The organism is Rhodococcus oryzae (assembly GCF_005049235.1).
GTDB classification, from domain to species: Bacteria; Actinomycetota; Actinomycetes; order Mycobacteriales; family Mycobacteriaceae; genus Rhodococcus_G; species Rhodococcus_G oryzae.
Genome location: NZ_SUMD01000004.1, coordinates 209240 through 229150, shown reverse-complemented (window position 1 = coordinate 229150; position 19911 = coordinate 209240). Strand labels below are relative to the sequence as shown.

Annotated in this window: 17 protein-coding genes, 1 tRNA gene and 1 pseudogene; 13 read left to right on the top strand and 6 right to left on the bottom strand. The window is 70.2% G+C overall.

The annotated features are described in order from the left end of the window. Positions 1 to 54: 54 nt before the first annotated feature. From FCG67_RS10180 to FCG67_RS10170, 3 genes are read left to right on the top strand one after another with little or no spacing between them, the layout of a single operon-like run. Positions 55 to 1020: a heme/hemin ABC transporter substrate-binding protein gene (locus FCG67_RS10180; protein ID WP_136909908.1), complete on the top strand. Its 966-nt coding sequence runs from the start codon at positions 55 to 57 to the stop codon at positions 1018 to 1020. After that, the gene (locus FCG67_RS10175; protein ID WP_136909455.1) at positions 1017 to 2093 is read left to right on the top strand and encodes a FecCD family ABC transporter permease; all 1077 of its coding nucleotides are present in this window, start codon (positions 1017 to 1019) and stop codon (positions 2091 to 2093) included. The genes FCG67_RS10180 and FCG67_RS10175 overlap by 4 nt, the downstream gene beginning before the upstream one ends. After that, positions 2093 to 2938: a heme ABC transporter ATP-binding protein gene (locus FCG67_RS10170; protein WP_136909453.1), complete on the top strand. Its 846-nt coding sequence runs from the start codon at positions 2093 to 2095 to the stop codon at positions 2936 to 2938. The genes FCG67_RS10175 and FCG67_RS10170 overlap by 1 nt, the downstream gene beginning before the upstream one ends. A 66-nt stretch (positions 2939 to 3004) precedes the next feature. Here FCG67_RS10170 and FCG67_RS10165 read toward each other — a convergent pair whose 3' ends face one another. Continuing rightward, entirely contained in the window at positions 3005 to 3358 is a 354-nt protein-coding gene (locus tag FCG67_RS10165) for a hypothetical protein (protein ID WP_136909451.1), read from the bottom strand. A 220-nt stretch (positions 3359 to 3578) separates the two neighbouring features. Between FCG67_RS10165 and FCG67_RS10160 the strand changes: the two genes are divergently transcribed. The 3 genes from FCG67_RS10160 to FCG67_RS10150 are packed head-to-tail and all read left to right on the top strand — an operon-like array spanning position 3579 to position 5942. After that, positions 3579 to 4592, top strand: a complete 1014-nt coding sequence (locus tag FCG67_RS10160) for a YncE family protein (protein ID WP_136909449.1) — start codon at positions 3579 to 3581, stop codon at positions 4590 to 4592. A gap of 47 nt (positions 4593 to 4639) precedes the next feature. Then, positions 4640 to 5710 (top strand): quinone-dependent dihydroorotate dehydrogenase, encoded by a 1071-nt coding sequence (locus FCG67_RS10155; protein ID WP_136909447.1) that lies wholly within the window; start codon positions 4640 to 4642, stop codon positions 5708 to 5710. Between the two features lie 19 nt (positions 5711 to 5729). Further along, positions 5730 to 5942, top strand: a complete 213-nt coding sequence (locus FCG67_RS10150; RefSeq protein ID WP_136909445.1) for a hypothetical protein — start codon at positions 5730 to 5732, stop codon at positions 5940 to 5942. 240 nt (positions 5943 to 6182) lie between these two features. On the opposite strand, the pseudogene FCG67_RS10145 reads toward FCG67_RS10150, so the two are convergent. After that, positions 6183 to 8078: pseudogene (locus tag FCG67_RS10145) on the bottom strand (thioesterase domain-containing protein); the annotation flags it as partial. A gap of 187 nt (positions 8079 to 8265) precedes the next feature. Between FCG67_RS10145 and dprE1 the strand changes: the two are divergent. Together dprE1 and FCG67_RS10135 are read left to right on the top strand one after the other, a co-directional pair. Continuing rightward, positions 8266 to 9663, top strand: a complete 1398-nt coding sequence (dprE1, locus tag FCG67_RS10140; protein ID WP_136909441.1) for a decaprenylphosphoryl-beta-D-ribose oxidase — start codon at positions 8266 to 8268, stop codon at positions 9661 to 9663. 118 nt (positions 9664 to 9781) lie between these two features. Continuing rightward, complete coding sequence (locus FCG67_RS10135) at positions 9782 to 10066, top strand: hypothetical protein (RefSeq protein ID WP_136909439.1); 285 nt, start codon at positions 9782 to 9784, stop codon at positions 10064 to 10066. A 10-nt stretch (positions 10067 to 10076) separates the two neighbouring features. Here the strand turns inward: FCG67_RS10135 and FCG67_RS10130 are convergent, their stop codons facing one another. From FCG67_RS10130 to FCG67_RS10120, 3 genes are all read right to left on the bottom strand, one after another. Further along, the gene (locus FCG67_RS10130) at positions 10077 to 10352 is read right to left on the bottom strand and encodes a hypothetical protein (protein WP_136909438.1); all 276 of its coding nucleotides are present in this window, start codon (positions 10350 to 10352) and stop codon (positions 10077 to 10079) included. A gap of 83 nt (positions 10353 to 10435) precedes the next feature. Next, entirely contained in the window at positions 10436 to 10969 is a 534-nt protein-coding gene (locus FCG67_RS10125) for a YbhB/YbcL family Raf kinase inhibitor-like protein (RefSeq protein WP_136909436.1), read from the bottom strand. 60 nt (positions 10970 to 11029) lie between these two features. Then, positions 11030 to 12382 (bottom strand): M20/M25/M40 family metallo-hydrolase, encoded by a 1353-nt coding sequence (locus tag FCG67_RS10120; RefSeq protein WP_097209805.1) that lies wholly within the window; start codon positions 12380 to 12382, stop codon positions 11030 to 11032. Between the two features lie 125 nt (positions 12383 to 12507). Between FCG67_RS10120 and FCG67_RS10115 the strand changes: the two genes are divergently transcribed. Continuing rightward, a tRNA-Leu gene (locus FCG67_RS10115) sits at positions 12508 to 12593 on the top strand. A gap of 80 nt (positions 12594 to 12673) precedes the next feature. On the opposite strand, the gene FCG67_RS10110 is transcribed toward FCG67_RS10115, so the two are convergent. Next, the gene (locus FCG67_RS10110) at positions 12674 to 13879 is read right to left on the bottom strand and encodes a S8 family serine peptidase (protein ID WP_246044983.1); all 1206 of its coding nucleotides are present in this window, start codon (positions 13877 to 13879) and stop codon (positions 12674 to 12676) included. Between the two features lie 194 nt (positions 13880 to 14073). On the opposite strand from FCG67_RS10110, the gene FCG67_RS10105 reads away from it, so the two are divergent. The 4 genes from FCG67_RS10105 (at position 14074) to FCG67_RS10090 (ending at position 19902) form a co-directional block, all read left to right on the top strand. Continuing rightward, entirely contained in the window at positions 14074 to 15513 is a 1440-nt protein-coding gene (locus tag FCG67_RS10105; RefSeq protein ID WP_136909432.1) for an SDR family NAD(P)-dependent oxidoreductase, read from the top strand. 116 nt (positions 15514 to 15629) lie between these two features. Then, positions 15630 to 17123: a glutamate-cysteine ligase family protein gene (locus FCG67_RS10100; protein ID WP_136909430.1), complete on the top strand. Its 1494-nt coding sequence runs from the start codon at positions 15630 to 15632 to the stop codon at positions 17121 to 17123. Positions 17124 to 17166: 43 nt separating this feature from the next. Next, a complete protein-coding gene (locus tag FCG67_RS10095) occupies positions 17167 to 18408 on the top strand; it encodes a saccharopine dehydrogenase family protein (RefSeq protein WP_136909428.1) in 1242 nt (413 codons plus the stop codon). A gap of 153 nt (positions 18409 to 18561) precedes the next feature. Continuing rightward, entirely contained in the window at positions 18562 to 19902 is a 1341-nt protein-coding gene (locus tag FCG67_RS10090; protein WP_136909426.1) for a CoA transferase, read from the top strand. Positions 19903 to 19911 lie beyond the last annotated feature (9 nt).

Sequence of the window (19911 nt, the reverse complement as noted above, 5' to 3'; positions counted from 1 at the left end):
CTGCTCGGCGCTCGGGGCGTGCGATTGCTGGCCATCGCGCTGGCCGCCGCGGCGATGACCACCGCCTGCGCGACAGGCGGCGACGCGCCGACCGGCGCGCAGACCGGCCGGACCACGGCCACCCTCGAGAGCCTCGACCCCGAGCAGATCGCGGAGCACCCGGTCTCGAACCTGCCGGTGACCGTCCGCAGCGCCGACGGCGTCGACGTGACGATCACCGACACCAGCCGGATCGTCGCGGCGGATCAGTACGGCACCCTCACCGAGACGGTCTACGCGCTCGGCTTCGGTGACCGTCTCGTCGGCCGGGACATCGCGGCGAAGTTCCCCGCCGTGGAGTCGGTTCCGAACGTCACCCCGAGCGGCCGCCAGCTGTCCGCCGAGGCCATCCTGAACCTGCACCCCACCGTGGTGCTCACCGATTCCAGCATCGGGCCACGGGCCGTCCAGGACCAGTTGCGCGCGGCGGGCATCCCCGTCGTGTACTTCGACCCCAGCCGCTCGCTGGCGAGCGTGCCGGACCAGATCCAGGCTGTCGCCGACGCGCTCGGCGTTCCCGCCGAGGGCACCGCGTTGCGCGAGCGGACCGCCGCCGAGATCGCCGAGGCCTCCGCCCTCGTGCCCTCGAACGCCGACCCGCTGACCATCGCATTCCTCTACATGCGCGGCCCCGCGATCACGATGCTCGCCGGCCCCGGGTCGGGTGCGGACTCGCTGATCGAGGGACTCGGAGCCACCGACGCGGGGACCGCGGCCGGGCTCACCAAGGACTTCACGCCGATCACCAGCGAGGCGATGATCGCGGCGGCGCCGGACGTGTTCCTGATGATGACGGGCGGCCTCGAATCCATCGGCGGCGTCGAGGGCCTGACCGCGATCCCGGGCATCGCACAGACCCCCGCCGGCAGTAACCAGCGGATCGTGGACATGCAGGACGGCGCCCTGCTCAGCTTCGGGCCGCGCACCGGCGCCGTCCTGAAGGCACTGGCGACGGCCGTGTACGGCCCGCCCGCCCAGTGACCGCGACGACGGCCGCTCCCGCCGCCGCGCCGCCGCGCAGGCGGCTCCGCGGCGGGGCGGTCCTGGCCGCCCTGAGCATCGCGCTCATCGTGCTCGCGCTGGTCTCCGCCTGCGTGGGGCAGGTGCCGACGGCGCCGATGGAGGTGATCGGCAGCGTCTTGCACCGCATCGGTCTCGACCTCGGCCCGATGCCCGCGCACCCGAGCGGCGAGGTCACCCTCTGGCAGGTCCGGTTCCCGCGGGTCGCGCTGGCGATCGTGGTCGGCGCCGGGCTCGCCTGTGCGGGCGCGCTCCTCCAGGGCGTGTTCGCGAACCCGCTCGCCGAGCCCGGGGTCATCGGCGTCTCCGCAGGCGCCGCGGTGGGGGCGAGCGCCGTGATCGTCACCGGCGGCGCGTTCGTCGCCGGTCCGCCCGTTGCGGCGGCCGCCTTCCTCGCGGGGCTCATCACCACGGCCCTGGTCTACCTGTTGGCGCGGTCCGAGGGTCGCACCGAGGTGGTCACCCTGGTCCTGACCGGTATCGCGATCAACGCATTCGCGGGCGGCCTGATCGCATACTTCACGTTCGCCGCCTCCCCCGCGGCCCGCGATCAGATCGTGTTCTGGCAGCTCGGCAGCCTCAATGGCGCCACCTGGAACTCGGTGGCCATCGTCGCGCCGATGGCGGCCGTCGGCATCGCGGTGACCATGACGATGGCGACCAAGCTGGATCTGCTGGCCCTCGGCGAGAGCGCGGCCGCGCATCTCGGCGTGAACGTCGAACGGGTACGCCAGCTCGCGGTCGTTGTCGTCGCGCTGCTCGTCGCCTCGTCGGTGGCGTTCACCGGAATCATCCTGTTCGTCGGCCTCGTGGTGCCGCACCTGATGCGGATGATCGTCGGGCCGGGCCACCGCCTGCTGATCCCGGCCAGCGCGCTCGGCGGCGCGATCCTGCTGCTCGCCGCGGACCTCGGCGCCCGCACCCTGGTGCCCAACGCCGACCTGCCGCTCGGCATGCTCACCTCGCTGGTCGGCGGCCCGTTCTTCTTCTGGCTGCTGCGCCGGACCCGTCGCCAGCAGGGCGGGTGGGCCTGATGGCGACACTGGCAGCGCAGCTGCGCAACCTGTTCGCGCGCGAGCTCGAGGTCCCCGAGCGACGGGAGCCGGGCGCGGTGAGCATGCGCGCGGTGGACGTGAGCGTGGACCGCGGGCAGCGCCGGGTACTGGAATCCGTCTCGCTCGACGTGCGCGTCGGCGAGGTGCTCGCCCTCGTCGGACCGAACGGCGCCGGCAAGTCGACGCTGCTGGCGGCGATGGCGGGCGATCAGGACATCGCCGCGGGCCACGTCGAGCTCGACGGCAGGCCGCTGGACCGCTGGACCGGCACCGACATGGCCCAGCGGCGCGCGGTACTCCCCCAGCAGCACACCGTCGGGTTCTCGTTCACCTCCCTCGAGGTGGTCCGGATGGGCCGGGCGCCGTGGGTACGCACCGCCTGCCGGGACGAGGATGCGGACGCGGTGCGCGAGGCCATGGAGGCATGCGACGTCGCCAGGTTCGCGGAACGGCCGTTCGCCGCACTCTCGGGCGGTGAACGCTCGCGCGTGGCCCTGGCCCGGGTGTTCGCCCAGCGCACCGAGACGCTGCTGCTGGACGAGCCCACCGCGGCGCTCGACCTCGGCCACCAGGAGGCGGTGATGTCCCTGGTGCGTGAGCGCGCCCGGGCGGGCACCGCGGTGGTGGTGGTGCTGCACGACCTCGCGCTGGCAGCGGCCTATGCGGACACCGTCGCCGTCCTGGAGGCCGGCGCGCTCGCCGCGTACGGCAGCCCGCGCGAGGTGCTCACCGAGGACCTGCTGAGCCGGGTGTACGGCCACCCCGTCGAGGTGATCGCGCATCCGCGCTCGGGCGCCCAGTTGGTCCTGCCGCAGCGGGACTGAGCCGAGTGTGCACCTGCCGGCGCATCCGCCGAGTGCGGGCCACGGCAGCTGCACACTCGGCGGGGCTCAGCGGCGGTCGAGTATCGAGCTGAGTCGACCCAGCAGCGCCCGGAGGGTGGTGCCGGTGGCGGTTCCGGGGTTGACCGGTTCCGCCGCGGCGACGGCATCGCGCACCGCGGCGGCGATGCTGCGCTCGTCGGTCAGGTCGACGGTGATCATCGAGCGCTCGGCGGTCGCGACCACGTCCGACTTGTCCGGGACGGTGGACTCGAGGTCCGCGCGATACACCTCGACGAAGAGGGTGCTGCGGCGGACGCGGAACGCGAAGGCCTGGCCGTCCGCGTTGGTGCCGAATCCGTGTGCGTAGGGACCGACACTCAGGTCCTCCAACGCGAACCCGGTGGTCTTGCCTGAGTCCACGCCGCCTCCTCCCTGCCGCGGTCCACGAAAACTGCCGGACGCCAGTCCAGGTGCGTTCACGGTAGTCCCGATCCGGCCCGCAGGCCCGAGTCGGATTATTCGGACGAGACGCGATCAGGGATGCTAGGGGACGGACACGGTGAACACCGGGCAAACGGGTCGGCGGCGGGCACGCCGCGGCCTCGGCCCGCGACGCCGAAACGCGACTGAGGAGACGTACATGCGGGTACCGGCGGGACGCACAACCACGGTCTTGGCGGGTGCGCTGTTATTGCTGGTCACCGGCTGTTCCTCGAAGGACGAGGGCGAGAACCTCAAGACCATCGAGCCGGCCACCGCCGCGGTCTCACCCGCGACGGTCGCGCCGCCCGCGGGCACCGTGCGACCGCTCCCCGGCGCCGTCGAGACGGCGGGCTTCGACCCGAAGACCGGGACCGTGGCCTTGCTCACAGCCGACGCGGACCGTCTCCTGCTGCTGCCCGCCGCCGATCCCGCGGCGGCCCCGCGTGAGGTCCAATTGCCCGGCGGCGTGGCGAATCTCGGCGCGCCGCGCGACGGCGTGTTGCTGGTGCCCGCAGGCCGCGCCGTGGTCCGGGTGGACCTGGCCTCGGGTCAGGCGACCACCGTCGAGGTCGACGGCGACGTCAGCTCCGCCGCCCTCCTCGAGTCCGGCGCGACGGCGGTCGGCACCGCCGACGGCTCGGTCCTCGTCCTCGACTCGGCCGGAAAGGAAACCGAGCGCATCTCGGGGCTCGCGTCGGTCGACGCGCTCGGCGTGACCGGCGAGCAACTGACCGCCCTCGATCGCAGGCAGACCTCCGTCACCGAGATCGACATCCCGGACAAGCATCTCGGCCGCGCCCTGCGGGCGGGCGAGGGTGCCACCAACCTCACCACCGACCACTTCGGCCGGGTCCTGGTCACCGACACCCGCGGCGGCGAACTGATCGCCCTGACCACCGATCCGCTGATGATGCGTCAGCGCTTCCCGGTCCCGAACTCCCCGTACGGCATCGCCTACGACGACAACGCCAACCTGGTCTGGGTCACGCTGACCGGCAGCAACGAGGTGATCGGCTACGACCTCTCGAGCGGCATCCCGGTCGAGAAGCATCGCTTCCCCACCGTCCGCCAGCCCAACGCGGTGGCGGTCGACCCCGGCACCGGCACGCTCTTCGTCGGCTCGGCTGTCGGCGACGGGCTGCAGTCGATCGACACCAAGGCGCAGTCATGACGGTGGTCACCGCCAACGCTCGCACGACCGGAATCTAGGGAGATTCGTTGTACAGCCTGCTGCTTCGCCTGATGTTCCGCCTCCAGCCGGAACGAATTCACCACATCGCGTTCCGCGCCATGCGGCTGGTCACCGCCGTCGGGCTGGTGCGCGCACTGGTCGCCAAGGTGCTCACCGTCTCCGATCCGGTGCTGCGCACCCGCGTGTTCGGGGTGGACTTCCCGGCTCCGCTCGGCCTGGCCGCCGGGTTCGACAAGGATGCGACCGGCGTGAACGCCTGGGGGCCACTCGGGTTCGGCTTCGCGGAGGTCGGCACCGTCACCGCGCAGGCACAGCCGGGCAACCCGGCGCCGCGCCTGTTCCGGCTGCCGGCCGACCGCGCGCTGATCAACCGGATGGGCTTCAACAACCACGGGGCGGGCCACGCGGCGAACCAGCTGCGTCAGCGGCGTAACGGCGTGCCCATCGGCGCGAACATCGGCAAGACCAAGGTCGTGCCCGCGACCGAGGCCGACGCCGACTACACGGCCAGCGCCCGGCTGCTCGGCCCGCTCGCCGATTTCATCGTCGTCAACGTCAGCTCCCCCAACACGCCGGGCCTGCGCGACCTGCAGGCCGTCGCGTCGCTGCGTCCGCTGCTGAGCGCGGTGCAGGCCGCCGTGGACGTACCGGTTCTGGTGAAGATCGCGCCGGACCTGTCCGACGAGGACGTCGACGCGGTCGCGGACCTCGCGGTCGAGCTCGGCCTGGCGGGCATCGTGGCCACCAACACGACGATCAGCCGGAGCGGCCTGCGCACACCGGAATCCGACGTCACCGCGATCGGCGCAGGCGGCCTGTCCGGCCCTCCCGTCGCGGACCGATCGCTGGAGGTCCTGCGCCGCCTGTACCTGCGGGTCGGGGACCGGCTGGCGCTGATCTCCGTCGGCGGCATCGAGACCGCCGACCAGGCTTGGGAGCGGATCCTGGCCGGCGCCAGCCTGGTTCAGGGCTACACGGGGTTCATCTACGGGGGCCCGTTCTGGATGCGCCGAATCCACAAGGGCCTGGCACAGCGGGTCCGGGCGGCCGGCTACTCCTCGCTGTCCGAGGCGGTCGGCGCCGAGCACCGCGCCTGAGCGCTCGTACTATGGCGTGATGCGTCACGCGCCCGTCATCGCCGGTTTGCTGTTGAGCTGGTTGCTCGGTGCGGTCGTCGTGCGCCTCGGTTTGGACTGGGCTGACACCTTTCCGTACAGCGAGGCGTCCGAGCGGCGCTATCTCGGCGTCGCGGTCGCCGCGCTGCTGGTGGCGATCGGCGGTTCGGTCACGACGGTGCTCGTCGCTCGCCGTCGGCAGCGCCGAGACTGAACGGCCCTATCGACCCCAGCCATTGCCGTTGAACGGGATGATCTTGGTCCGGGACCCATCGGGATGCCGTGGCGCCACCGACGAGTACCTGCTGGCCGCCCGGTCGCGGAGCAGGTTCCCAGGGCGAAGCGAATCCAGACCTGCCCTGACCCACCGGAACCGAGGACGGCCCTGGGACTGCGCAGGACGGGGTTCCGGCTCGACCGGTTCCTGCCTGACGTAGTGGCTCATGTACGGATTCTAGGCGCGTGAACCCCGTTCCCGGCCGTGGCTCTCCAGGTCCACCTCGATGAGGGCGAGCTTCTTGATCAGGTCCGCGCTCACCGCCCTGACCCGCGGCTCGTCGATGATCTGGATGTGATCGCCACCGACGTGCAGGATCTCGAGGTTCTGCACCGCCTCGCCCCAGCCTCCGTCTGGCTGACGGGTCCGGAACGACGGTTCGAGGTCCATCAGGTCGTCCTGGTAGCTGTCGGTCAGGTACAGCACGACGTCCCCGTCATAGGTCCCGAGATCCGCGGTCTGGATGGCGCGGTACTCGAGCCAGGAGTTGCGCTGATGTTCGATGATGCCGCCGGGGATCCTGGTGCCGCTCATCCTGAGCAGATCCATCAGGATCTGGATCTGCGCCTCGTCGCTCTCGGCCGCCGCCAGCTTGTCGTAGGGCAGCGGGTAGTCGAGGTTGTACGTCTTCTTCGCGAACGCCGCGTACCGCTGCCATCGCCTGCGGGTCTCCTCCGGCGTGTCCTCGACCTTCTCGCCGGGCATGACCGTGTCGATGAGACCGACGATGCGAACGTCCGCGCCCTCCGCGCGGAGCCGCTGGGCGACGGCGTAGGCCAGTGCGCCACCGAACGACCAGCCGTAGAGCACGTACGGCCCGTCGCCCTGGATCTCGCGGACCAATGGGAGATACGCGGCGGCCCGCTCGTCGAGCGAGCCTGCGGCGCGCTCGAGACCGTACATCGGGGTGCCCGCCGGTAGCCGCTTGAGCAGCGGCTCGTACGCAACCGTCGAGCCGCCTGCCGGGTGGAACACGAACACCGGCACCGCGGAGGACCCTTCGGGCCTGGCACGCAGGGTGCGCACCAGCCCGTCGATCTTGATGCCGTCCTCCAGGTGCTCGCGCACCTTCTCGGCGAGCTGCTCGATGGTCTCCGAGTCGAGGATGTCGTCGAAACTCACCTCGCCGCCCGCGCGTTCGGTCAGGCGCGCGGCCAGCCGCTCCGCGGTGTCGTCATCGAGCACGGGCAGGGTGGTGAAGATGCCCTTCGCCGACTTCCCGGTGACGACGGCCCAGCTCGCGAACGTCAGCCGCTCGGCGGCATCACGCGGGGGCACATCGACGTCGGACGGCGCGGCGGGCGCGGCCTGCGGCGCCTGCGCGGCAATCTCGGACTCGGCGGGGAGTGCCGCGGGCGCCTGCTCAGACTCCTTCTCCTGCCTCTGCTGCTCGGCGAGCGCCTCCACCTCTTCGCGGTTCTCGATCGCGTAGCGCAGGTACTTCTCCACCTCGCGCAGGCTCGCGTCGCGGACCGCCTGCAGCTGCAACTGCGGGATGTCGAACTCGTACTCGACCCGGTTCTTGATCCGCACCGCCATCAGCGAGTCCAATCCCAGCTCGATGAGCGGGATCTCGGCGGGCAGATCCTCGGGCGCGTAGCCCATGGACTCCGCGACGATCTGCCCCAGCCGCTCCTCCAGACTCTCGCCGCTGCTGGAATCCCACCTGCCACCGAAGGATTCGACCACCTCGGGCATCTCCTCCATCGGCGACGTGGACCGCTCCACCGGGGCGGCGACAACCGGCTCCGGCAGGGCCGCACCGGTCGAGACGACCGCCTCGAACAAGAGGATGAAACCGGCCGCACCCGCTTGACGGAAGACCTGCACCGAAGCCCCGCCGAGATGCGGCACCAGGGTCAGCGTGAGGCTCCCGTCCGACGGCAGCTCGCCGTGCGTGACGGTGGCGCCCAGGACGGAGTCCGCTAGCACCTGCGCGCCCGCCGCCGTGACGAGCGCGCCGAAGTCAGTGGCCGACGACGCCTGAACCTCCCACGCGTGCCTGCCATCCGGCAACGGAACATACGCACCCAAGGTGCAGCTGGTTTCGTTCGACATGTGAAGTCTCCCCTCCTCGCGACGCTCGCCGGTATTGCGGCACAGCGCCCAGATTCCATACGTGCGACACGCGGGTCCCGCCGCCCCGATCCCCCGGCCGCCAGACCCAAACGGGAACGATCATGACACGTCAGGAGGCCTCGAACTGCTCTATCGCGCAATGGTGCTCGTTCGTTGCGGATGCCTGCGGCTCGGTGTGGCTATGGTGGGTCCGGTGACTGTGACGACCGAGTTCAGAACCGAACGGCGTTCTCTCAGCGGGTGGGGTAGGCGCGCAGCGACACCAGCCGACGTGCTGTCGACCCCCGACCTCGAGGCCATCGCCAAGGCTGTGAGCCAAGCCGGACCGAGGGGGGTCATCGCGCGCGGTCTCGGCCGCAGCTACGGCGATCCCGCGCAGAACGCGGGCGGCCTGGTCGTCGACATGACCGCCCTCGACCGGATCCACAGCGTCGACCCCGATTCCGGCATCGTCGACCTCGACGCCGGGGTCAGCCTCGATGCGCTGATGCGTGCCGTTCTCCCCCACGGCCTGTGGGTTCCCGTCCTGCCCGGCACCAGGCAGGTCACGGTGGGCGGAGCCATCGGAGCCGACATCCACGGCAAGAACCACCACTCCCACGGCAGCTTCGGCAACCACGTCGAGTCTCTCGACCTGCTGACCGCCGACGGGAACGTCCGCACCATCTCGCCCGCCGGCGACGAGAAGGCCCTGTTCTGGGCCACCGTCGGCGGAATGGGATTGACCGGCATCGTTGTCCGGGCGCGCGTGCGGATGAAGCACACCGAGACTGCCTATTTCATCGCCGATCACGACCGCACCGCCAACCTCGACGAGACGATGGAACTGCTGACCGGCGGCTCCGACGAGGGCTACGACTACTCGATGTCGGTGCCCGACACCATCTCTATCGGGCCGAAGCTCGGCCGAGCCGGGTTCACCCGTGGATCGCTGGCGACCCTCGACCAGCTGCCGCCGAAGCTGCGCCGGGACCCCTTGCGGTTCAACGCTCCTCAGCTGTTGACCGTCCCGGACATCTTCCCGAGCGGGCTGGTCAACCGCCTCACGACCCGGGTCGCCGCGGAGGCCGCCCACCGGATGTACCCGAAGCACGGCCGGGGCACCGTCCAGAATCTGACGCAGTTCTACCACCCGCTCGACCTGCTCGGAGAGTGGAACCGCGCCTACGGCCCCCAGGGTTTCATGCAGTACCAGTTCTCCATCCCGTTCGGCGCGGAGCAGCAACTCGCCGACATCGTGCGCACGATCGCCGAGTCCGGGCATCGATCGTTCCTCAACGTGTTCAAGAGGATGGGTGACAGCAATCCCGCACCGCTCTCGTGGCCGCATCCGGGATTCATGCTGAGCCTCGACTTCCCGATCCGCGCCGGGCTCGGCCGATTCTGCGACGAGCTGGACGAACAGGTGTTGGCCGCAGGCGGTCGCCTCTACTTCGCCAAGGACTCTCGCACGACCCCCGAGCGCATCGCCCGGATGTACCCGCGGCTCGACGAATGGCGGAGGGTCCGCGACGACGTGGACCCGGACCGGGTCTTCGCCTCCGACCTGGCCCGACGGCTTCGGCTGGTGTCCGGCTAGCTGGATCGAGCTACGCGAATCTCTCCGCGGGTCGATCGTGAGCGATCGCCGTAACACTCCTGCAGCCACCGGCGACGGAACAGGCAGGACCGTTTCGCCACGTTACGGAGGAGAACTCGTGCGAAAGAAGCAGACCAGGCGCACCGCAACGATTCTCGGACTGCTGGCGGCACCCATCGTCCTCGGGGCCACGATCGGCACCGCAACCGCGGGCGCGCAGCCATGGGAGTTCGGACCGCTCTACCGGTCGGAGTTCTCCGGCGATTCAGGCCAGCACATGTGCAGCAAGGCCGCGCTTATCGAGCAGACGTCGCGCGCTATCGTCATCGTCCCGTGCACGCAGGATCCCGCCACGGGCAACTGGTACCGCATCGTGTTCAACCCGCTGGGCCACGGCAGCTGACCCGCGCACGTCACCGCCGCGACAGATCGGGCCAGGGCGGACGACGGAGAACGGCCAGCGTGGCCAGCACCGCCGACGCCAGGCCGATGGACACGGCCATCAGTGCTATCCGGGTCTCGTCGACGGCGGGCTTCCAGGTCACCGCGCCGTCGTGGATGACGAACACACCGACGGGCACGGCCGCGACGTCGCGAGGACCGAAGCGGCTGCCGCCGAGCCTGGCAACGGTGATGATCGTGGCGCCCTTGGCGGTCTCGTAGGGCTCCCCGTAGACGCGCATCTCCATGCTCGCTCCCCCGCTCCCGTTCCCTCGCCGATGCGCGGGACCCTCGACCGGTCGGTTCGAGGGCCCGCGCACCGATCGGTTTGCTACTGCTCGTACGTCCCGGTCAGCGTCGCGCGCGCGATCGCGTGACTGTAGAGGTTGAACCCGAGACGCCCGGGGCTGACCGAGCCGTCCACATCCAGCTTCTCCACCCCGACCGCGTGCACCGCGACGATGTACCGGTGCGGGCCGTGCCCGGCCGGCGGAGCGGCACCGAGATACCCGTACAGGCCGCCGTCGTTGAGCAGCTGCACCGCGCCCTCGGGCAGTCCGGACCCGTCCGCGGTACCGGCCCCGGACGCCAGCGACGTCACCGTCACCGGGATGTTCGCGACGGCCCAGTGCCAGAAGCCGGAGGCGGTGGGGGCGTCCGGATCGAACACCGTCACCGCGAAGCTCTTCGTCTCCGCGGGGAAATCCGACCACGACAGCTGCGGCGAGATGTCCTGGCCACCGGCCCCGAAGATCCCGCTCACCTGAGCGTTGGCCAGAACCTGGCCGTCCTCGATGTCCGTCGAGGTCAGGGTGAACGACGGGAGCTCGGGCAGCGCGTCGTAGGGATTGTGCGAGGAAGCCATGGTGAGACCTTTCAGCGGGTGAGGGGCGGAACCGGAGCGATCACTCGATGGATGCTGGCACTAGCAATTATGGAGAAAATGCTCGAGAACTCGGGTACCGAACTCGAGCGCGTCGACGGGCACCCGCTCGTCGACGCCGTGGAAGAGAGCGGTGAAGTCGAGCTCCGGCGGCAACTGCAGCGGCGCGAACCCGAAGCAACGGATCCCCAGCTTCGCGAACGCCTTCGCATCCGTGCCACCGGACAGCATGTACGGCACCGTCCTGCCGTTCTCGTCGTGCGCCAAGATCGCGGCGTTCATCGCGTCCACCAGGTGCCCGTCGAAGGTGGTCTCGTAGGAGTCCAGCTTGGTGATCCATTCGCGGGTGACGTCCGGCCCGATCAGCTCGTCCACCTCCCGCTCGAAGGCGGCCTGCCTGCCGGGAAGCACGCGGCAGTCGACCACCGCCTCAGCGGTCTGCGGGATCACGTTCGCCTTGTACCCGGCGCTGAGCATGGTCGGGTTCGCGGTGTCACGGAGCGTCGCCCCGATGATCCGCGAGATCGTCCCGAGCTTCTCGAGCGTGCCGTCGATGTCCGGTGAGGTCGGGTCGAACTCGACCCCCGTCTCCGCACTCACCGCGCCGAGGAACTCGGCGACCGAGTCCGGCACCACCAGCGGGAAGGTGTGCCTGCCCAGCCGCGCGACCGCCTCGGCCAGGATCGTGACGGCGTTGTCCTCGTGCAGGAAGGAGCCGTGACCGGCGCGGGCCTTGGCCGTCAGCCGCATCCAGCCGAGCCCCTTCTCCGCCGTCTCGACCAGATACAACCGGGCCTCGCTGCCGTCGGGGCGCGGCACGCTCAGCGAGAAGCCACCGACCTCACCGACCGCCTCGGTGACGCCGTCGAACAGGTCCGGACGATGCTCGACCAGCCACTGCGACCCGTACTTGCCGCCCGCCTCCTCGTCGGCGAGGAACGCGAACACCAGATCCCGTGGCGGCACGGTGCCCTCCGCCTTGAACTGGCGCGCCAGCGCGAGGGTCATCCCGACCATGTCCTTCATGTCGATCGCCCCGCGGCCCCAGACATAGCCGTCCTCGACCGCCCCGGAGAACGGGTGCACGCTCCAGTCCGCGGGCTCGGCGGGCACCACGTCGAGGTGACCGTGGATCAGCAGCGCACCACGCGACGGGTCGGCGCCCCGCAGCCTGGCGAAGACGTTTCCGCGGCCCGGCGCACCGGATTCGACGTACTCGGTCTCGTAGCCGACCTCCTCGAGCCGGGCGGCCACCCACTGGGCACACTCGCGCTCCCCCTTGGTGGTGGCGAGCTCACCGGTGTTGGAGGTGTCGAACCGGATCAGCGCGCTGACCAGTTCGACGACTTCGGCCTCTGCTCGGCCCCGATCGGAGTTGATCTTGATGACTGACACCCCACTTTCCTACCACCGAACACCCCCTCCTAGCAGCGCAGACGCGCTGATTTTGGTATGGGGCGCTGCATCAGCTAATCTTTCCCAGCACGCAGAACACGGCGGGCGAACAACAAGGTGTGCATGCGCGAGTGGCGGAATGGCAGACGCGCTAGCTTGAGGTGCTAGTGTCCTACTAATGGACGTGGGGGTTCAAGTCCCCCCTCGCGCACTCTGAGTTGAGACAGACGAGCAAGGCCCCGGATCACGATCCGGGGCCTTTTTCGTTTCTCCGAATTATCTTGTCCGACATCATCGTCGGCCCGTCGCCACCTCCGCCCTTGCGTGCTCGGCGGCCGTCAGTTCCCGCATCGCGAGGTCCTTCGCACAGGCGAGCAACGAACCGACCGCGCTGACCCTCGGGAAGGACAGCCCGGTGTGCCCGACGTTGTCGTGCTCGTCGTCGCCGTCGTAGATGACGGTGGCGCCGCGAATCAGCCACCGCTTCACGTCGGCGACAGAGGGCAGTTCGCCCCTGGTCCGCAGGTAGAAGGACTGCAACAGCAGGACCACGCCGGTCGCGATCGGTGTCGCCTGGCTCGTCCCGAACTGGAGCGACTCGCCGGTGTCGTTGAGGATGCCCGCCGACGTCACCGGAGACCCCGGCGCGAAGATGTCCGTCGCGCACGGCCCACCGATCTTGCGGTGCAGCCGCTGCGAGAACGGCGTCATGCGGTCGGCCGCCGTCTCGAACGCCTTCGCCCCGTCCCGGTAGCGGAAGCTGCCCTCGTCGGCGTCGTAGACCGACCCGACGCTGATCGTCTGCCGGAAGATCGCCGGATAGCTCATCCCCTGCAAGCCGCCGTGCGCGTAGTAGTCGTTGCCCGCCGACACACAGCAGCAGACGCCCTCGTCGGTCAGTTCCTGGAGCAGGGCGCCGATGCCGTCGCCCGGCATGTCGGTGTCGGTCGTCCGGTTGTCCGAGGCGCCAAGCGCCATGCAGACGGCCGAGATGCCAAGCGACGACCGCCGCTCGAGCACCCAGTCCAGTCCGTCCCGGATGTCTGTGAAGCTCCCGCCGCCGCTGTCGTCCAGGACCTTGACCGGGACGATGCGTGCGTTCGGGGCGATGCCGGTGTGGATCCGCGCCGCGCACACGATTCCCGCCACGTTCGTGCCGTGGCCGTGACCGTCCGCGACCTCCGCGGGGTCGCCGCCGTTGTCCCGGGTGAAATTGCGCCCCGGCACCACCCGGCCTGCGAAATCCACGTGTGTGGTGCGTAATCCGGTGTCCAGCACCGCGACGGTGACACCGGAACCTCCGACGTTGAACTCACGACGGGCGTCCGCCGCCCTGACGAGGAGATCGACCTCCGTCAGTTCCGGCAGGAACGGTCCGTCCTTCTGCACCGGGGCCTCGACGGGTACCACCGACTCGACGTGCAGCAGCGAGTTCGGACTGGCCATGTCGTCGGTCACTGCTCTCGGGAACCGGGGCGGATCCGTGGAACCATTCATCTCATTCATGATCTCGGCCTTTCGGTGATCGGCATCAACTGCCGACGAATCCCCCGATACCGAAATCCTCCTCGGGCTTGTGAGCGAAGTCACCACCTGTATCGGCGGAAACTGCGATGGTCTCGGCGCATCCCCGGACTCGGTAGAATCCGACGTCGACCGGCACTTCGAGATCAGAACTGAGCGACCTACCGATGGCACAACCAATGACGGGCATCGATCCCGCCGACCTGGAGATCTGCCTGCGCGTGCTGTCCGAGGCCGGCAGCCTCGACGCCGACCACCCGGATTCGATGGTCCTCCAGCGGGCCAGCGGCAAGATGTTCAAGCAGCTCAAGAGGCGCCGACGGGTGGAGGCGCGCGACGCCGTGTCCGACGCCGACCGCCAGGTCGTGGCCTCGACCGCCACCGGTTCGCCCGAGCGCATCGACGACGAGACCGCGGGCGTGCTGCTCACCTCGAACGCGCCCGGCGCGAGCGCGGGCACCCTGATCCGTCCGCGGCCCTGCTACATCTGCAAGCAGCGCTACACGGTCGTCGACGCGTTCTACCACCAGCTCTGCCCCGAGTGCGCGGCCAGCAGCCACGCCAAGCGCGACGCCAGCACGGATCTGACCGGCAGGCGGGCGCTGCTCACCGGCGGCCGGGCCAAGATCGGCATGTACATCGCGCTGCGGCTGCTGCGCGACGGCGCCCACCTCACCATCACCACCCGCTTCCCCAACGACGCCATCCGCCGCTTCAAGGCGATGGAGGACAGCGGCGACTGGATCCACCGGCTGCGGGTGGTCGGCATCGACCTGCGCGATCCCGCGCAGGTCGTCTCGCTCGCCGACTCGGTGGCCGAGCAGGGTCCGCTCGACATCCTCATCAACAACGCGGCTCAGACCGTCCGGCGCTCCCCCGGCGCCTACTCCGCGCTCGCGGAGGCCGAGTCCGGCCCGCTGCCCGCAGGCGAACTGCCGGACGTGTTGACCTTCGGCAAGACCAGCGACGCGCACCCGGCCTCGCTGGCCAGTTCGCTGCCGACGCCGGAGTCGGTGATCCACCAGGTCAGCGAGCTCGCGCTGGTCGCCGGTTCCGCCTCGCTCGAACGCATCGAGCAGGGCATCGCGATCGACGCGGGCGGCCTGGTGCCCGACCTTGCGCACACCAACAGCTGGGTCCAGACCGTCGCGGAGGTCGATCCGATCGAGCTGCTCGAGGTGCAGCTGTGTAACTCGGTGGCACCGTTCATCCTGGTGTCCCGGCTGCGCCCCGCGATGGCCGCCGCGGCCGCCCGCCGCAAGTACGTGGTCAACGTCTCCGCCATGGAGGGTCAGTTCAGCCGCGCGTACAAGGGTGCCGGGCATCCGCACACCAACATGGCCAAGGCAGCGCTGAACATGCTGACCCGCACCAGCGCCAAGGAGATGCTCGATGAGGACGGCATCCTGATGACCGCCGTCGACACCGGGTGGATCACCGACGAACGCCCGCATTACACCAAGGTCCGACTCGCCGACGAGGGCTTCCACGCCCCGCTCGACCTGGTCGACGGCGCTGCCCGCGTGTACGACCCGATCGTGCAGGGCGAGCAGGGCGTCGACCTGTACGGCTGCTTCCTCAAGGACTACAAGCCGTCCCCCTGGTGACGGCAGACACTTTCGAGCGACCTGCAAGCAGTCGCTACGGCCAACGCCCCGCTTCGGCGCGGGACCCAAAGCGGGGATACTGAGTCCGGGGCGTCAGCACCGGCCGAGGAGCATCCATGGGCCACGAGGTGACACGGCTGAAGTTCTCGCGCCGGGACCGGCGGGACTTCCGCGAGAAGGTGCAGGCCTGCCTCGATGCCCTGGCCACGCTCCTCGAGAACGCCGCCGAGATCCCCAGCCCGAAGATGGGCATGGAGATCGAGCTGAACCTGGTCGACGAGAACTGCGAGCCCGCCATGGTGAACGCCGCGGTGCTCGCCGACCTCGCGGGCCCGAAGTATCAGTCCGAGCTCGCACAGTTCAACATCGAGATCAACGTCGAGCCGAGGCCCCTGGCGGGCGCGAATCTCGCCGCACTCGAGGACGACCTGCGTGCCTCGCTCGACCTCGCGGATGCCCGCGCCCGCGAGTCCGGCGGCAGGCTCGCGATGATCGGCATCCTGCCCACCCTGCGTGAGGGTCATTTCGAGCAGAAGTGGATGTCGTCCGACACCCGGTACACCGTCCTGGAGCAACAGATCCTCGCCGCAAGGGGCGAGGACATCGAGCTGAGCATCACGGGGGTGCCGCTCCCGGGCCGCTCCACGTCCGATCACCTGACGACCATGACCCACACGATCCTGCCCGAGGCGGCGTGCACCTCGGTCCAACTGCATCTGCAGGTCTCCCCCGCCACCTACGCCGCACACTGGAACGCCGCCCAGATCCTGGCCGGGATCCAGGTGGTGCTCGCCGCCAACTCGCCGTTCTTCGCCGGGCGGGCCCTCTGGCACGAAACCCGGATCCCGTTGTTCGAGCAAGCCACCGACACCCGGCCGCCGGAGCTCAAGAATCAGGGGGTCCGTCCGCGGGTGTGGTTCGGCGAGCGCTGGATAACGTCGGTATTCGACCTGTTCGAGGAGAACTCGCGCTACTTCCCCGCGCTCCTGCCGGATTTGACGCCAGAGGACCCGGTCGCGGTGGTCGCGGGCGGCGGCACCCCCGAACTCGCCGAGCTGACGATGCACAACGGAACGATCTACCGGTGGAATCGGCCGGTCTACGACCCCACGGACGGCCGGACACCGCTGCGCCTGGAGAACCGCGTGCTGCCCGCGGGCCCGACCATCGTCGACACCCTCGCCGATGCCGCGTTCTACTACGGCACGCTTCGCTCGCTCGCCCGCTCCGACCGGCCGCTGTGGACGCAGATGCCGTTCGCCGCCGCGGAGGAGAACCTTCGGGTCGGCGCGAGGCACGGCTTCGACTCCGTGCTGCAGTGGCCAGGGAACCGCGCGGTGAGTCCACAGGATCTCGTGCAGCGCACGCTGCTGCCGATGGCGGACGCGGGACTAGAGGAATTGGGGGTCGACGCCGCCCTGCGCGACAAGTACCTGGGCGTGATCGAGGGCCGCGCTCGCGCGGCCCGGAGCGGATCAGTGTGGCAGCGCGAGTGCGTGGCCGCGCGGGAACGTGCCGGTCAGTCGCGTGACAGCGCCCTGAGGGCCATGCTGTGCGAGTACCTCGAGCGGATGCACTCGGGCGAGCCGGTGCACACGTGGAGCTGGTAGCAAGGCGGCCGCGAACGAGGCGATCCGCGTAGGGTTCTGATACATGACCCGCACTCGCGATCTCGACATCGTCGTCTACGGCGCCACCGGATTCGTCGGCAAGCTTACCGCGCAGTACCTGGCCAGAAGCGCCCCGCGCAGCGCGCGGATCGGCCTCGCCGGGCGGTCCACGGCCAAGCTGGAGACGGTGCGGGCCGAACTCGGCCCTGCCGCCGCGCAGTGGCCGATCATCGTCGCGAACGCGGACGATCCGACCTCCCTGACCGCGCTCGCCGAGTCCGCCCACGTCGTGATCACCACCGTCGGCCCGTACGCCAAGTACGGAATCGACCTGGTCCGGGCCTGCGCCGAGGCGGGCACCGACTATGTCGACCTCAGCGGCGAGGTGTTGTTCGGCCGCGAGAGCATCGACAGGTTCCACGATGTCGCGGTCGCCTCCGGCGCCCGGATCGTGCATTCCTGCGGGTTCGACTCGATCCCCTCCGACATCGGCGTGCACGTCCTGCACCAGCAGGTCGCTGCCGACGGAGAGGGCGACCTCACCGACACCACGATGGTGGTCAGCTCGCTGCGCGGCGGCGTCAGCGGCGGCACCATCGACTCGATGCGCAACCTCGTCGACACCGTCAAGGCCGACAAGTCGGCGCGCCGCATCGCCGTGAACCCGTACTCGCTGAGCCCGGACCCGGCGTCCGAACCCGACCTCGGCCGCCAGTCCGACGTCGAGATGCTGAAGGGCTCGGACATCGCGCCCGGCCTCGGCGGCCGCACCGCACCGTTCGTCATGGGCTCGACCAACACCAGGGTCGTGCGTCGGAGCAATGCGCTGCGCAAGTGGGAGTACGGCCGCGCGTTCCGGTACCGCGAGGTGATGAGCGTCGGGCAGTCGGTGCTCTCGCCCGTCTTCGCGGCCGGGGTATCGGCCGGCCTCGGCGCCCTGATGGCCGGCCTCGCCTTCGGCCCCACCCGGTACGTCCTGGACCGGGTGCTGCCCAAGCCCGGCGAGGGGCCGAGCGAGAAGGCCAGGGCCGCGGGCCACTTCACGACCGATACCTACACCACCACCAGCACCGGCGCCCGCTACGTCGCCCGGGTGCGGGCGAAGGGCGACCCGGGCTACGCCGCGACCGCGGTGATGCTCGGCGAATCGGCCCTCGCCCTCGCGCTCGACCGGGACGCCCTGCCCGACGCGGCCGGCGTGCTGACGCCCGCGACGGCGATCGGCGACCCACTCGTGGACCGGCTGCGCACCGCGGGCTTCGAGATCAGCGCCCGGCGGAACTAGTCACGACGGGGCCGCTCGCGGCCGCGCGTGCGGCCGTGAGCACGCCCGCCGCGATGAGCACCGACATGAGTGCGGCGAGGGTGCCGCGTCCGAGCGTCGGTGTCGGGGTCGGCAATCATCCGCCCATGCGAGCGGCGGGTATACCGTCCAGGGATGGCGTCTGGGGAGCTACTCGTCACCGACTACGCGAACGGATGTGGGCTGACGCGCGACCCGGGGCGGGTGGGCTTCCCACCCGGCGACGGCTTCCTGACATCCCGCTTGCCGACAGCCGCCCTCGCCCTGGGGTCCGTCGGCGCACTGGCCTCCGCCCTCGACCGACTGCTCGTCGTGCGTGGCCAGGAACCGCACCGCTGGAGCCTCGACCCGGAGCGGATCGCGGCCTCGTTCGCGGGCGACCGGATGATGCGCATCGACGGTGACCCGGTGCCCGGTTTCGCGCCGATGTCGGGGTTCTTCGCCGCATCCGACGCGTGGGTCCGGACACATGCCAACTACCCGCACCACCGCGTCCGGCTCCTGGAGGCGCTGGACCTGCCCGAGGACTCCGATGCCGGCCTCCTCTCGTCCCGCATCGGAACGCTGTCCGCACAGGAGATCGAGGACCGTGCCGCCGAGGCGGGGGCCGTCGCGGCACGAGTGCGCACCGAGGCCGAGTGGACCAGGCATCCACAGGGCATCGCCTCCGGCGCGGGGCCGATCGTACGGATGGACACGACCTCCGGAGCGACCTTCACCGGTCCGACACCACTGACCACCGATCCGCTGCGACCGTTGGCCGGGCTCCGAGTTCTGGACCTGACGCGGGTGCTCGCGGGACCGGTCGCGGCACGGGCTCTTGCACTGCTCGGCGCGCAGGTACTGCGGGTGGACCCACCGCAGCTGCACGAGATCGACTGGCAGCACCGCGACACCGGCCAGGGCAAGCGTTCGGCGCTGCTCGACCTCGCGAGTGCCGACGGCGCCGACGCCATCCATGCACTGCTCGCGACGGCTGACGTGCTGGTCACGGGCTACCGGCCGGGCAGTCTGGACAGGTTCGGGCTGCACGAGGGCACCTCGGGCCTCGTGCACGGCTCCGTCAGCGCCTGGGGCACCGACGGTCCGTGGGCACATCGGCGCGGGTTCGACAGCATCGTCCAAGCCGCCTCCGGGATCTCCCTTGCCGAGGGCGGCCTGCATCCGGGCGCGCTGCCGGTGCAGGCGCTCGACCATGCCAGCGGGTACCTGTTGGCCGCCGGCATCGTGGACGCGCTGGCATTACGCGCCGTGGACGGACGGGGACGTTCGGTGTCGGTGGCACTCGCCCGGACCGCCCGCTGGCTGCTCGACGCGCCGGGCCGGGTGCCCGATCCTGCGGAGCCGCGGGTTCCCGGCCCCGCTACCACCGCCACCCACGGTGCCGTCACCTCCGCGCGCCCACCGCTGCCAAGCCACCCGCAGTATCCCTACCCCGCACACGACTGGGGATCCGATGCGCCCCACTGGATCTGACCCGTCCTG